Source organism: Pseudomonas sp. 09C 129 (assembly GCF_002843625.1).
In the GTDB taxonomy this organism is placed as follows: Bacteria; Pseudomonadota; Gammaproteobacteria; order Pseudomonadales; family Pseudomonadaceae; genus Aquipseudomonas; species Aquipseudomonas chlororaphis.
In genome coordinates this window covers 4437933-4451967 of sequence record NZ_CP025261.1, presented here as the reverse complement: position 1 = coordinate 4451967, position 14035 = coordinate 4437933, and the positions used below count along the sequence as shown (strand labels likewise).

The window sequence follows — 14035 nt, the reverse complement described above, 5'->3', positions numbered from 1 at the left end:
CAGCCGAAGAACGCTCGAGCATGGACATGGACATTCCCGGCTATGGGATCGAGCGCGAGCTGGGCGAGGGCGCCATGGCCACGGTCTACCTGGCGACCCAGCGCTCGCTGGAGCGCAAGGTGGCGCTCAAGGTCATGGCCGCCGCGCTGGCCGCCGACCGCAGCTTCTGCGAGCGCTTCCTGCGCGAGGGCAAGACCCTGGCGCGGCTCTCCCACCCGCACACCGTGACCATTTACGACATCGGCAATGCTGGCCACTTCTATTACATGGCCATGGAGTACCTGCCGAACGGGACGCTGAAGGAACGGATCGCCGAGGGGCTCAGCCCGCAGCAGGGCCTGGTCTACCTGCGCCAGATCGCCCTGGCCCTGGGGTATGCCCATGCCCAGGGCCTGGTGCACCGGGACGTCAAGCCGGCCAATATCCTGTTCCGCGCCAACGGTTCGGCGGTGCTCTCGGACTTCGGCATCGCCAAGTCCCTGGAGGACAGCACCCAGTTCACCCAGGCCGGTTTCGCCGTGGGCACACCCAGCTACATGAGTCCCGAACAGGCCCGCGGCCAGCAGATCGACGGGCGCACCGACCTCTACGCCCTGGGGGTGGTGCTCTACGAGATACTCACCGGCAAGCTGCCCTATACCGGCAGCGACTCGCTGTCCACGGCCCTGGCCCACTTGACCGAGCCGCTGCCCGAACTGCCCATGACCCACGGCCGTTACCAGGGGATTCTGCGCAAGCTGCTGGCCAAGGATCCGGCCGAGCGTTTTGCCGATGCCGATGCCCTGATCGCCGCGCTGGACAACCTGCCGCCCGCCGGGCCGGCCGATGCCGAGGCGACGCAGATCCGCCCATTGCCGTTGCCCACCGCGGCGGCCGCCGGCCAATCCGCGACGACCGGCCTGGGCGGGATGACGCCGGTTTCCCTGGACATGCCGCCGCTCGCTGCGCCAGAGCCCGAGCCAGCCGCCATGGCCGGATCCGAACGGGCCACAAGCCTCGGCGCACAGCCGCCGGCCGGGTCGCGCGGGCCGTTGCTGGCGCTGCTCGGTGTGGCCGTGGTCGGCGCACTGGCCCTGGCTGGCGGGGGCTACTGGTGGCTGCGCTCGGCGCCGCCGGCGGAACCGGAAAACGGCCAGGTCGAGGCCAAAAAAACGCCGGCTGACGAGGTGCGGGACTCGCCCGCCAAGACGGCCAGCGCAGCGCAACCGCCGCTGACGACGAACGCCGACGGCGGCGACCGGCCACTGCTGATGCCGGGCAAGAAAACCCTGTTCCAGCGCGTGCTGAGCAAGCCCGGCGCACAGGTGTCCGGCCAGCCCGGGGCGGCGCCCAGCGGTGCCGCGCTGCCGGCGTTCTCGGTGCTGTATGTCTATCAGCGCCAGGCGGTGGCGGGTGGCACCTGGCTGGAGGTTGGCGCCGCCAGCGATGGCCAGCGCGATGGCTGGTTGCCGGCCGAGCAGGTCAGCGACTGGAAGCAGAGCCTGGTGCTGAAATTCACCGAGCGCTCCGGTCGTTCGCCGGTCATGTTCCTGCGCGAAGCAAGCACCCTCGAGCGGTTTCTGGCGGACACGGCGCAGGCCCGCGCGGCCCTGCACAAGGCGCAGAACGAAGGCAGCGTGGACCCGCAGATCGTCGCGCTGGAGCCTGTGGCCAGCGCCATTCCCCAGGACCAGTTCTACCTGCTGCCGATTTTCGAGGCCCGCGAGAGTTTCGATGCCGACGGTCAGCCGGTGCAACTGCTCAATGTGGCCTCCATCGACCCTGGCAATACGCCCCTGGGCAAGGCCGGGGGAGCGGCCAAGGCCGGCAGCGATGCCTTCCGCACGGCGATCGTGCTGGTGGTCGACACCTCGGTGTCGATGCAGCCCTACATCGACCGGGTGCGCCAGGTGGTGCAGGCGTTGCATCGGCAGATCGCCAGCCGTGGCGACCTGGACAGCGTCAGCTTCGGCCTGGTGGGGTTTCGCAGCAATGTCGAGAAAACCCCGGGCCTGGAATATGTGGCGCAAACCCTGGTGAGCCTGGAGCAGGGCCGCGATCCACAGCGCTTCCTCGAGCTGGCTGGCCAGGTCAAGGCCGCCCAGGTGTCCAGCCACGCCTTCAATGAAGATGCCTTCGCCGGTGTGATGGCGGCGGTCGAGGGCATGGACTGGAGTCCCTATGCCGGGCGGCTGATCCTGCTGGTCTCCGATGCTGGCGCCCTGCGCAAGAACGATCCGCTGGGGCACACCCAGATGAACGAAGCCGAGGTGCGCGAAGCCGCCCTCAGTAAACGGATCAAGCTCTATGCGCTGCACTTGCGCACCGAAGCGGGCCGGAAAAACCATGACTTCGCCGAGCAGCAGTACCGCAGCCTGACGGCCGACGCCAACCCGCAGATCGGCGACCTGTACATTCCGGTGGCGGGCGGCGATGTCGGTCGCTTCGGCGATACGGTCGCCGAGATCGGCTCGGTATTCGCCGAACAGGTGCATCAGGCGCGCAACAACCAGGCGCCGAGCCTGCCGCCGCTACAAGGGGCACCGAGCGTCGCGAGCAAGGCCACGGCCATCGGCTACGCCATGCAAATGGACTTTCTCGGTCGCCAGTCGGCGGTCCGTGCACCGCAGCTGATCACCGCCTGGACCTCCGACCATGACCTGACCAACCCCTCGCTGCCGGCCTTCCAGGTCTGCGTGCTGCTGACCAAGCTGCAACTCAACGACCTGCAGCAGTCGCTGAAACTGATCGTCGATGCGGCCCGCCGTACCCAGACCTCGCCCAAGGATTTCTTCCAGGAAATCGCCAGCGCCAGCGCCCACATGAGCCGCGACCCGACGCGGTTGAAGCAGGGCGGCAACCTGGTGGAAGGCGGCATCCTCGGCGAGTACCTGGACGGCCTGCCGTATCGCAGTAAATCGCTGACCATGACCCAGGACCTCTGGCTGTCCCTGAGCGTGGCCGAGCAGCAGGACTTCATCGACGAACTGGAGTCGAAGATCCGCCTGTACGAGACCTTCCACAACGACAGCGCCAACTGGGTCCGCTTCGGCGAGGCCCAGCCGGGCGATGCGTTGTACCGCGTACCCCTGGCGACGCTGCCCTGATGCTCAAGCTCAGAGATATTCGCAAGACCCGCGGCGAGGGACCACAGCGCTACAGCCTGGTGGTGCCCCAGCTCGACCTGCGGCCGGGCCAGCGCCTGGCCCTGGTAGGTCCCAGCGGCAGCGGCAAGAGCACCCTGCTGGACCTGCTGGCCCTGGTGCTGTCCCCGGACCCGGGCGGCGTTTTCGAATGCCGCGCCGACGACCGGACGCTGGATGTCGCCGGGCTCTGGCGCAGCGGTCGCCAGGATGTGCTGGCCGGGCTGCGCAGCCGGGTCATGGGCTATGTGCTGCAGACGGGCGGGTTGCTGGGTTTTCTCGACGTGCAGCGCAACATCGGCTTGTCGCGGGCGCTGCTCGGCCTGCCGGCCGATGCCACGGTCTGGCGTCTGGCCGAGCAGCTGGAAATCGCCGACCAGCTGCACAAGCTGCCGGCGGCACTGTCCGTGGGCCAGCGCCAGCGGGTCAGCATCGCCCGGGCCCTGGCCCATGGGCCGAGCATCGTGCTGGCGGACGAGCCCACCGCCTCGCTGGACCCGCTGAATGCCGAACGGGTCATGCAACTGCTGGTGGCCCAGGCCGAGGAGCGTGGCGTGTGCATCCTGGTCGCCACCCATGACGAGGCGCTGGCCCGGCGCGCCGGGCTGCAGCTGCATCCCTTGCAGGTGCTGCGCGGCGCGGATGGCGGGGTCACCGCGACCCTGGCGGGAGGTGGCTGATGCGGCTTGCCCTGATGGCCCTGCTGGCCTGGCACGACTACCGCGCCGAGGTGCGCCTGTCGGTTTGCGCGGTCCTGGCCCTGGTCGCCGTGCTCGCGCCCTTGCTGGTGCTGTTCGGCCTCAAGTTCGGCCTGGTCACCACCCTGACCGAACGCCTGGAGCGCGACCCCGCCGTGCGGGAAGTGGTGCCCATGGGCGGCGGGCGCTTCAGCGCCCAGGCCATCGCCGAACTGGCCGCGCGTCCCGAGGTTGCCTTCGTCGTGCCGCGTACCCGACAGATCGCCGCGACTGCCGACCTCTACCCGGACTCGGCCGGCCAGGCGTTGACGGTCGAGATGATCCCCACCGCCGCGGGCGACCCGCTGGTGGCGCCCGCGCTGCTGCCCCAGGCGCCGGACCAGGTACTGCTCAGCCAGCGGGCGGCGGAGAAACTCGGGGTCCAGGGCGGCGACGTGCTGAGCGCCGCGTTCGGCCGTCAGGTCGGCGGGCGCCAGGAATACCAGCGCACCCGCCTGCGGGTGCAGGGGGTCTTGCCACTCGCGGCCTTCCCGCGTGATGCGCTGTTCGCGCCCCTGGCCCTGCTGGAGGCCGCCGAAGACTACCGCGATGGCCTGGCCTGGCCTGGGTACGAGCCACAGGTGAACACGGCGCGGGTGTATCCGGGGTTCCGTCTCTACGCCGCGGACCTGGACGGCGTGGAGCGCCTGCGCCGGTATTTCGCCGAGCGCCAGCTGGAAGTCGCGACCCAGGCCGGCGTCATCGCCCAGGTGCGCTCCCTCAGCCACAACCTGACCCTGGTGTTCTGGGTCATCGCCAGCCTGGCCCTGGCCGGGGCCTTCGCGGCCATGACCGCCAGCGCCCTGGCCGCCGTCGAGCGCAAGCGCAGGGCCTTGTCGGTATTGCGCCTGCTGGGTTTTTCGACCGGCGCCCTGATCGCCTTCGTCGTACTGCAGGCGCTGTACACCGGGGTGTTCGGCCTGCTGCTGGCCTGGGGCTTGTACGGCATGGCCGAGACCGGGCTGAACCGGCTGTTCGCACCGGCGACGGGGGAATTCGCCTGCCGGCTGCTGCCGGTCCACTACCTGCTGGCCCTGCTGCTGACGCTGCTCTGCTGCCTGCTGGCGGCGGCCTCCGGTGGCTGGCGCGCGGCGCGGATCGAAGCATCGGAAGGGCTGCGCGATGTGTAACTGGCTGAGGGGCCTGGTCTGTCTGAAGGGCCTGGTCTGGCTGAGGGGCTTAGTCTGGCTGAGGGCTCTGGTCATGCTGGCGCTGGCCGGCGCGGCGCAGGCGCAGGACGCCCCTGCGGATAACCCGAAACCGCTGCCCGATGACCTCAGCCTGCCGCTGCCCTGCGAAGGTGAATTGGTGTTCCGCTATGTCTATGTCCTCGCCAAGGGCACCCTGGACGACCGTGAGGTCAATCTCGGCTACCCCTTCAGCGATGACGATCCGGGCTACCGGCAATCCTTCATCTCCGGTTACCGGCGCGACTACATCAACGGTCAGTTCGTCCTCGACGACCTGCCGGCCGACTGGCAAGCCAGAATCGCCCCGACCCTGCCCAAGAGCGAGGCCGACAGCCTGCTCAAGCCGATGTTCTATTTTGTCGGCAAATACGAGGTCACCGAGCGCCAATACGCCCTGGTCATGGCCCAGGAGGCGGCCTTGGCGGGGCAGGGCGAGGCACCGGCCTGCGCCCCCATGAGCGACATGTCCGCGCGCTTGCCCAAGGTCAAGCTGTCGCGCCTCGAGGCCGAGCGCTTTGCCGCGGTGTACAGCGCCTGGTTGCTCAAGTACCACCGCGACCGGTTGCCGGTCAGCGGCCGCGGCAAAGCGGCCGAGGACGGCGGGATGGGCTTCGTCCGCCTGCCGACCGAAGTGGAGTGGGAATTCGCCGCCCGCGGTGGCCATGCGGTCAGCCGCCAGGCGTTGGAGGCGCGCTTGTTTCCGCGCAAGGTGCAAGGCAGCGACAGCGATGGCCCGCTAGGGGACTGGGCGGTGTTCAGCCAGGTCGCCGGGGGCACGGGGCAGGGCGCGCGGCTATTGCCGGTCGGGCTGAAAAAGCCCAATCCATTGGGACTGTTCGACGTGATCGGCAATGCCGCGGAGATGGTCCAGGAGTCCTTCCAACTGGTCCACGCCGGCCGCCGCCAGGGCAGTTACGGCGGTTTTGTGGTCAAGGGCGGCAACTACCTGGAAGGCGAGCTGACGCTGTTCACCGGCATGCGCCGGGAATACCCGCTGTTCGCCGCCGACGGCAGCGAACAGCGCAACGCCACCACCGGTTTCCGGGTGGCCCTGGGCGCGTTGTCGGCACCGCGCTCACGCTTTGATGAGCTGTTCGAGCAGTGGCAGAAGGAGGGCCGCCTGGCAGGCCTGACCGATGAAATCGAGGCTGCCGAAGACCCGACCCAATTACTCGATAGTCTCATCGCCAGCAGCACCGACCCGAACCTGCAGGCCCGCCTGGCGCGGGTGAACGAAGAGCTCAAGCGCAATGTGTCGCTGATCGCCCGGCAGCGCGAGGAGGCCGCAGGCAACCTGATCCAGTCGGCGGCCCTGGTGGCCGAGACCGTCAACAACTACAACATTCGCCTGACCAACCTGAAGAAGGATCGCGATCAGGCGCGGGCCGCCCAGGACGAAGCCACCGCCAAGCTCTATGAAACGGCCATCGCCAATGGGCGCAGTGCGCTCGAGGGTGCCCTGGCGATCTACATCGACAACCTGGCGACCGGAACGCGCTACACCGACGAGGTGATCCAGACGCAGTTCCAGCGGACCCGGGAAGAGCTCAATCACAAACCGGTGCTGGGAAAAAGCCTCATGGCCCGTGCCACGCTTTTCGTCAGGCATGTGGGGCAGTTTCGCCAGCAGCACCGAGCCGATCCGGAGACGATCCTGAAGGAGCTTCTTGCACCCTGAGCAGGGTGTCGGAACGGTCGTCGTTGGCGGCGAAGACCAGCTAGGCTGGATGTAGCGTCGGCAGGCTTGGCTCACGCTGGACGCAGCCCGCTCTGCGCGAAGCCGAAACGGAATTGACCCACAAAACAAGGAGAGACACGACCATGGATACTTCACTCAAGAACTGCGTTTCGATCCTGGCTCGTACCCTGCCATTGCCTGGCGTGGTCTGCTGCGCCCTGCTGCTGAGCGGATGCGCGGGCTTCGGGGCTCCAAGCTCGAAGGTCGCGGCCCAAACCAAGGTCGAGTACTACCCGCAATGCTATGAGCCGGTCAGCCAGCTGCGCAGTTCCGACAAGTCGATGACCAAGTCGGTGGCCACTGGCGCCATCGCCGGTGGCCTGCTCGGCGGCCTGACCGGGGCCCTGGTCGGCAATAGCGGCGATGCCGGTCGCAATGCCCTGATAGGCGCTGCCGCCGGGGCTCTGGTCGGGGGCGCGACCGGCTACTACAGCGAACGCCAGAAGCAGATCAGCGACGACCGTGCGCGCATTGCTTCCTACGCCAGCGACTTCGACCAGAGTACCGGCGAAATCGACCGCAGCATCAGCTACACCCGTACCGCGCAGAACTGCTACCAGCGTGAGTTCACCTCACTGCTCAATGCGCGCAAGGCGAAGAAGATCGGCGACAGCGAAGGGCGCCTGCGCTTGGCCGAGATCGTCAGCGGCCTGAAGGAAACCAACGAGCTGATGGCCGCCGTGGATGGGCGTGCCGGCGAGAGCATCGATGTCTACACCCAGGCCTATGAGAAAGACTTGCAGACGGTCGGTGTGCAACGCCAGGACGTCGCTCAGGTGGCCGCCGTGAAATCTCCGGCCGTCACCGATAAGAAGGCGGCGACCCGCAAGAAGGCCAGCGCCAAGCCGGCGACGAAGACGAATGTGCCCAAAGAAGCCGTCACCACCGAGCGCACCTTGCAGCAAGCCACGGCCAAGCGTGCGGAAGGCCAGAAAATCGCTGCTCGTGGCCAGACCATGGTCAACGACGTGTGCAGCAACCCCGACATGGGTGACTGGGCACCGCCTGCCTGCTCGAAAGCCTGATGCGGGAAAAGGCAGCGGGATCCTGTCTATGGCCATCGCCGGCAAGTATCTGGCTCGTCACGTTGATCGCCTGGTCGAGGGCTCTGGTCAGGAAGTGACGGGCCTCTGTCCAACAGTGGTTTTAAGTCAAATTCTGTCTGTTTTTGGAGTCCTTGCTCATCGAACTAGGCATCACACTATAGGAGCATTGGCGACTCTTGATTGACGCCGTGGCGCAGCACCTGGGCGAGCATTGCGAACCCATCGTGGAGTGCCTGATCACCGCCAGAGGCGTTACTGACGCTCGCGCGGACGAATTGTGGAACTGTGCCTTTACCGATGCTGAATGCATCGGCGATCGAGATCAGGTGATTGCGCTGGCGTAGTGAGTGCTCGATTTCCGATGCGCGCCAGGGAGCCGGTACCTCGATCCAGAAGTGAGGGCTGTATTGATGGGTTCGGTAGGTCAGTCCTTGCAGTAGTTTTTCGACCGCCTGCTTACGGCGCTCCATTTCCGCTATCTGCTGATGCAACAGTGAGCGTGCAGTGCCATCTTCAATCCAGAGGCAGGCAATCTCATGGGGAAGTGGCGAAGCCATCCAGCAGGTGCTGCGAATCGCTGCGGCGTGGCGCCCTGCCAGTGCCTGCGGTACATGGACATATCCAGCCCGAAGTCCCGCGGCTACTCCTTTGCTCAAGCTACTGATGATGATCCCGCGCTCAGGTGCGTACATGCTGATTGGCATTGGCCTGTCCTGCATCAGCACGCCATGGGTTTCGTCCTCGATGATCAGCACATTGTGTTCGCGGCATATCTGCGCAATTTCCTTACGGCGCTCGGGGCTGAGAATCGCTGTCGTCGGATTCTGTATCGTCGGCGTGCAGTACAAAGCGGAGACTCGATTGATGCTGCAAATCTCAGCAAGCGACGCAGGGATCAACCCTTCCTCATCCATTTCTACACCCAGTACCTTGATACCCAGAAATCGAGCGACGCTGATGAGGCCCGGATAAGTGAGGTGTTCTGTGACCAGAGTGTCTCCAGCACGCAGCATCGCAATGAGGACCGTTAGCAGGCCGTGCTGGCTGCCATTAACGCAGAGGATCTGCTCGGCCGATGATCTGAAGTCACCATGCGCCAGCCATTGGGCACCCGCTTGTCGGTGGCGCTGAATACCCATATCTGGCGTGTAGAGCATCAACTCCTGCAGTCGCTCTACATCTCCTGACAGCTCCGCCATTGCGCGCGCCAGCAGCGTGGCTTCCATTCCGGGGATGTGCATGTTGCGACTCATATCGTGGCATTCATCCGGCGCCTCGATGAAATTGCGGAAACCGACATCGCGAGGACGTTCCTGCTCGCGTGCACGAACGAAGGTGCCATCACCCACCCGCGCCATGACCAGCCCCATGCGCTCCAATTCTGAATAGGCCCGACTGACTGTTCCGGCAGTAACGCCAATCTTATCGGCAAGGATGCGATGTGGCGGAAGTTTGAGGCCTTGTCCGATAGCGCCGTTGTTGATGGCCTGCTCTATGCCCTGAGCAAGCCGCATGTACTTAGGCCCAGGGCCATCTCGTAGGGCATTCTTGAAGATTGAATCGGTGTCAATAACGGGTTTGACAGACATATTTTCCTCAAATTAACCTGATATCGAGTCAATATATTGAGTTGATAAGAATATTCTTGCGAATAAATCAGATCAATCTTAAAAACTTACCTTAAGAGCCAAATAAAAACATGTCAATTAGCGTAGGGGTGCAGGATCAACCTGCAGCAAGGAGATGGATGGCGGGCTTGGTCACCACATTGCTCTTTCTTGTGGTTTGTCTCAGTTGGGGGACCACATGGCTTGGCATCAAGATAGCGGTGGAGAGCGTGCCACCACTGACATCTGCAGGTTTGCGTTTTTTGATCGCCTTTCCGCTGTTCCTCGGGTTTGCGTGGGTACGGCGCGAATCGATATTTTTCCCCCGCAAGAACTTCGGGTTTTTCATCTTCGTCACCCTGTGTTACTTCAGCTTGCCGTATTACCTGCTGAATTACGGCGAGCAGTATGTTGCTTCCGGGCTGACGGCACTTTTGTTCAGCAGCATGCCGGTCTTCATCCTGATCTTTTCGTCCATCTTCTTGAGAGAAAAGATATTTTTTTCGCAAGTTGTCGGCATAGCCATTGGCTTCGGTAGCTTGTTCATGATTATCAAGACACAGGGACTGCATCTCGATTACTCGGAGCTTTTCGGAGTGATCGCTATCCTGATCGCGGCGGTGATGCACGCTCTTTGCTATGTCATTACCAAGCAGAGAGGTGCCGAGATAGGGGTCATTACATTCAATACTCTACCGATCGGCATTGCCGGGCTGGGGCTGTTCATGACTGGCTTGGTGCTGGAGCATCCCGATCTTGCCAGCGTGACGCAGCGCTCCTGGCTGGCATTGACCTATCTCGGTCTGGTGGCTTCCGTGGGCGGCTTCATTGTCTATTTTTTCCTGCTCAAGCGCTTGAGCCCGGTCATTCTGTCGTTCGTATTCATCATCTTTCCAGTATTCGCCGTCCTTATCGGCGCCTGGTACGAAGGCACGCCCATCTCTCGACAGTTGATCCTCTATTCGATGCTGCTGCTGGCAGGCTTTGCCATCACCAAATTGCCGGTAGAACGGCTTCGCGGATGGCGCAGATAACCAATCTCTGGCCCGCAGCCCTCCGATCGAAATCAGCCGCTTGCAGATAGAAGCACCCCCTCCCGCCTACCCGATATCCGCTACGAGCACACCGCTGGTCATCGCAAGGCCGGCCGGCCAATCCAGTAACTAGACTCATTGGGATACCCCGGCGCAGCGCGCACTGCAGCTGTCGCTACCGACAATCGGATTCTTCTGTGCGAAGCAGGTGTGCGGCGCTCCTGCCGTGCGCCTGGAAAGCCTCTCCCGGCATCCCGCGGCGCCCCTGCAACAGCCACTTCCCTGCTACCCACGATGGTGCCAATAGCTCGTGCCAGAGCCCTCGGGCCTCCAAGCCGCGGGGCTCTTGCGCGTGCTTGCGCGCCAGGCCGTTGCCGGGGGCATGCCGGTTGTCCGAGGCGATCCGGCCAATGGCCGCACGCAGCTGTCCGGCGTGATCTAAGCTCCACAAAGGCTGGCCTTTCGAGCAGAGGTTTCAATGCAAAGCACACCAGAAAACAGTCTGAAAAATGCGTTGAAGGTCTGTAGAGACAGCTTTGTGTTCGTCGGCTTTTTCAGTTTCTTCATCAATGCGCTGATGCTGGTCCCGACCTTCTACATGCTTCAGGTGTATGGACGGGTGATGACCAGCGGCAGCCTGACCACCCTGACCATGTTGACGCTGATCATGACCCTGCTGGTGATCACCCTCGGCTCCCTGGAATGGGTTCGTTCGCGCATCATGGTCCGGGTCAGTACCCGGCTGGATGTGCTGCTCAGTCGCCAGGTCTACAAGGCCAGTTTCAAACGGGCCCTGGACAGCGGCGGCATGGATGCCTCGGCCCAGTCGCTCAACGACCTGACGGGCTTGCGCCAGTTTCTTTCCAGCAGCGGTCTGTTCGCCTTTTTCGACGCACCCTGGCTGCCGATCTACATCGCCGTGATGTTCCTGTTCCACCCCTGGTTCGGCTGGGTCGCGACGGGCAGCGCGCTGCTGTTGATAGTGCTCGCCTTCGTCAACGAGAAGCTCACGGGGCCGGTACTGGCCCAGGCCAACAGGGAGCATATCGGCGCGACCCTCCATACCACCAAGAACCTGCGCAACGCCGAAGTCATCGAGTCCATGGGCATGCTGGAAACCCTGATGGATCGCTGGGGGCGCCGGCAAAGAAACGTTCTGCTGCTGCAATCCCTGGCGAGCGACCGGGGCGGCATGGTCACCACGCTTTCGCGGACTTTCCGCCTGCTGGTGCAATCGCTGGTGCTGGGCCTGGGGGCCTACCTGGCGGTGGATCATCAGGTGGGGGCCGGCCTGGTGTTCGCCGGGGCCGTGCTGCTGGGGCGGGCACTGGCGCCCATCGACCTGATGATCGGCAGTTGGAAGGGCTTTATCGCGGCCCGTTCGCAGTACAACCGCCTGAACGACATCCTCGGCAAGCAACAGGCGCAACCCGAGCGTCTGTCCTTGCCGGCGCCTGAGGGCCAGGTGCAGGTCGAGAACCTGGTTGTCGCGGCACCTGGCTCCAGTACCCCGATCCTCAAGAACATCAGTTTCAGCGTACCGGCCGGTTGCGTGGTGGGCATCATCGGCCCGAGCGCCTCGGGCAAGTCGACCCTGGCCAGGGCGCTGATCGGCGTCTGGCCGCCGCAGCATGGGGTGGTCCGGCTGGATGGCGCGGACATCAGCACCTGGGACAAGCATGAGCTTGGCCCGTATATCGGTTACCTGCCCCAGGACATCGAATTGTTCGAGGGCAGCATCGCCGAGAACATCGCTCGCTTCGCCGAGATCGATTCGGCGAAGGTCATCCAGGCCGCCAGGATCGCTGGCGTCCACGAAATGATCCTGCTGTTGCCCGATGGCTACGACACCGTCATCGGCAGCGAGGGCTTCATGCTCTCGGCAGGGCAGCGCCAGCGCATCGGGCTGGCCCGCGCGCTGTACGGCAACCCGCGGCTGATCATTCTCGACGAACCCAATTCCAATCTCGACGAGGTCGGCGATCGTGCCCTGGCGGCCGCCATCGGGCAGATCAAGCACACCGGCGCGACCCTGTTCGTGATTACCCACCGCACCAACATCGTGTCGCAACTCGACCGGCTGCTGGTGATGAAAGCCGGGATGGTCGGCCTTTACGGGCCGCGCGAGGAAGTGCTGGCCGAACTCAGCGGGCAGCAACCGCTGGTACCGAAACATGCCGGGCCAGTACCGGTGGTGACCAACGTGGCATCGATCGATGCCCGCAAGGACGATGGCGGTGAATCCTATGCCTAGTCGTCAAATCGAAAGCTTTTCCGACCTGCCGGTGTCCGATCGCAAGGCCCACCGCCTGGGCATGGGCATTGTCGGCGTGACCTTCGGCCTGTTCGGCACCTGGGCGGCACTCGCGCCCCTGGACGGTGCCGCCTACGCGCCGGGGGTGGTCACCGTGCAGACTTACCGCAAGACGGTCCAGCACCTGGAAGGCGGTATCGTCAAATCCGTATTGGCCCATGATGGCGACATCGTCAAGCGTGACGATCCGCTGATCATCCTCGACGATGCCCAGCTGCGCTCCGAGTACGAGGCGACCCAAAGCCTGCTGATCGCGGCCAGGGCCATGGAGTCGAGGCTGATTGCCGAGCGCGATGGGTTGCCGGCGATCGACTTCGGGCCGATGAGCGATCCGGCCAGCGTGCGGGGAGAGGAGGCGCGCCAGGGCGAGACCCAGGTATTCAACGCGCGGCGCGGCTCGCGGCTGGGCCAGATCGCGGTGCTGCGCGAGCGCATCGGCCAATTGCACCAGCAGATCAAGGGCCTGGAATCGATGATCGCGGTCAAGGTGCGCCTGGAGAAATCCTACAGCGGTGAAATCGGCGAATTGTCCGACCTGCTCAAGCAGGGGTTCGTCGACAAGCAACGCCTGCTCGAGCAGGACCGCAAGCTGGGGATGCTCAGGTCGGAGGTGGCCGATCACCGTTCCACCATCGACAAGACCCGCCTGCAGATCAACGAAACCCAGTTGCAGATCCTCCAGGTCGACAAGGATTTCGATTCCGACGTGGCCAAGCAGCTGGCCGAGGTGCAGACCAAGATCTACGACCTGCAAGAGAAGAACTCGGCCCTGGAAGACCGCCTCAGCCGTATCGTCATCCGCGCCCCCGACGCGGGCATGGTGATTGGCATGACGGTGCACACCATTGGCGGTGTCGTGCGTTCGGCGACGCCCTTGCTGGACATCGTGCCCTCGGTGTCCGAACTGGTCATAGAGGCCCAGGTGGCGCCGGTGGACATCGACCGTATCGCCATCGGCAAGCGCGCCGATATCCGTTTCGGCGCGTTCAAGAGTTCGACCACACCGGTGATCGAAGGCGAGGTCAGCAGCGTCTCGGGCGACCGGTTGACCAACGAAAAGACCGGGACCGCCTATTACCTGGCGCGGGTCCGGGTCACCGAGCACGGGGTGCGTACCCTGGGTGAGCGCAAGTTGTTGCCGGGGATGCCGGCGGACGTGCTGATCGTCACCGGGCAACGCACGCTGTTGCAGTACCTGATGCAGCCGGCCCGGGATGTGATGTCTCAATCAATGATCGAGGAGTGAC

The 14035-nt window shown here is 64.3% G+C and carries 9 protein-coding genes; 8 read left to right on the top strand and 1 reads right to left on the bottom strand.

What is annotated here, in order from left to right; all coding sequences use genetic code 11:
* Positions 1–20 precede the first annotated feature (20 nt).
* The 5 genes from CXQ81_RS19955 to tagQ all read left to right on the top strand — a co-directional run bounded on the left by CXQ81_RS19955 (position 21) and on the right by tagQ (position 7812).
* On the top strand, positions 21–3086 hold the full coding sequence (locus tag CXQ81_RS19955) for a serine/threonine-protein kinase (protein ID WP_101338311.1): 3066 nt from the start codon (positions 21–23) through the stop codon (positions 3084–3086).
* Entirely contained in the window at positions 3086–3802 is a 717-nt protein-coding gene (locus CXQ81_RS19950) for an ABC transporter ATP-binding protein (RefSeq protein ID WP_101338310.1), read from the top strand. Before CXQ81_RS19955 ends, CXQ81_RS19950 begins: the two co-directional genes overlap by 1 nt.
* Positions 3802–4989 carry an ABC transporter permease gene (locus CXQ81_RS19945; protein ID WP_101338309.1) on the top strand — a complete coding sequence of 396 codons (1188 nt, stop codon included), beginning with the start codon at positions 3802–3804 and terminating at the stop codon, positions 4987–4989. The genes CXQ81_RS19950 and CXQ81_RS19945 overlap by 1 nt, the downstream gene beginning before the upstream one ends.
* 73 nt (positions 4990–5062) lie before the next feature.
* Entirely contained in the window at positions 5063–6727 is a 1665-nt protein-coding gene (locus CXQ81_RS19940; protein ID WP_256593402.1) for an SUMF1/EgtB/PvdO family nonheme iron enzyme, read from the top strand.
* 143 nt (positions 6728–6870) lie between these two features.
* Positions 6871–7812, top strand: a complete 942-nt coding sequence (tagQ, locus tag CXQ81_RS19935) for a type VI secretion system-associated lipoprotein TagQ (RefSeq protein WP_101338307.1) — start codon at positions 6871–6873, stop codon at positions 7810–7812.
* Between the two features lie 176 nt (positions 7813–7988).
* On the opposite strand, the gene CXQ81_RS19930 is transcribed toward tagQ, so the two are convergent.
* Entirely contained in the window at positions 7989–9422 is a 1434-nt protein-coding gene (locus tag CXQ81_RS19930; RefSeq protein WP_101338306.1) for a PLP-dependent aminotransferase family protein, read from the bottom strand.
* Between the two features lie 158 nt (positions 9423–9580).
* Between CXQ81_RS19930 and CXQ81_RS19925 the strand changes: the two genes are divergently transcribed.
* The 3 genes from CXQ81_RS19925 to CXQ81_RS19915 all read left to right on the top strand — a co-directional run bounded on the left by CXQ81_RS19925 (position 9581) and on the right by CXQ81_RS19915 (position 14034).
* On the top strand, positions 9581–10474 hold the full coding sequence (locus tag CXQ81_RS19925) for a DMT family transporter (protein ID WP_101338305.1): 894 nt from the start codon (positions 9581–9583) through the stop codon (positions 10472–10474).
* A gap of 478 nt (positions 10475–10952) precedes the next feature.
* Positions 10953–12728: a type I secretion system permease/ATPase gene (locus CXQ81_RS19920; RefSeq protein ID WP_101338304.1), complete on the top strand. Its 1776-nt coding sequence runs from the start codon at positions 10953–10955 to the stop codon at positions 12726–12728.
* Positions 12721–14034 carry an HlyD family type I secretion periplasmic adaptor subunit gene (locus tag CXQ81_RS19915; protein WP_101338303.1) on the top strand — a complete coding sequence of 438 codons (1314 nt, stop codon included), beginning with the start codon at positions 12721–12723 and terminating at the stop codon, positions 14032–14034. The genes CXQ81_RS19920 and CXQ81_RS19915 overlap by 8 nt, the downstream gene beginning before the upstream one ends.
* Position 14035: the final 1 nt, after the last annotated feature.

Bases quoted from the DNA above. Each gene is read 5' to 3' on its own strand.
- CXQ81_RS19940 (WP_256593402.1), top strand. From the start codon at position 5,063: ATGCTGGCGCTGGCCGGCGCGGCGCAGGCGCAGGACGCCCCTGCGGAT.
- CXQ81_RS19945 (WP_101338309.1), top strand. From the start codon at position 3,802: ATGCGGCTTGCCCTGATGGCCCTGCTGGCCTGGCACGACTACCGCGCC.
- CXQ81_RS19950 (WP_101338310.1), top strand. From the start codon at position 3,086: ATGCTCAAGCTCAGAGATATTCGCAAGACCCGCGGCGAGGGACCACAG.
- CXQ81_RS19920 (WP_101338304.1), top strand. From the start codon at position 10,953: ATGCAAAGCACACCAGAAAACAGTCTGAAAAATGCGTTGAAGGTCTGT.
- CXQ81_RS19930 (WP_101338306.1), bottom strand. From the start codon at position 9,422: ATGTCTGTCAAACCCGTTATTGACACCGATTCAATCTTCAAGAATGCC.
- CXQ81_RS19925 (WP_101338305.1), top strand. From the start codon at position 9,581: ATGGCGGGCTTGGTCACCACATTGCTCTTTCTTGTGGTTTGTCTCAGT.
- CXQ81_RS19915 (WP_101338303.1), top strand. From the start codon at position 12,721: ATGCCTAGTCGTCAAATCGAAAGCTTTTCCGACCTGCCGGTGTCCGAT.
- tagQ (WP_101338307.1), top strand. From the start codon at position 6,871: ATGGATACTTCACTCAAGAACTGCGTTTCGATCCTGGCTCGTACCCTG.
- CXQ81_RS19955 (WP_101338311.1), top strand. From the start codon at position 21: ATGGACATGGACATTCCCGGCTATGGGATCGAGCGCGAGCTGGGCGAG.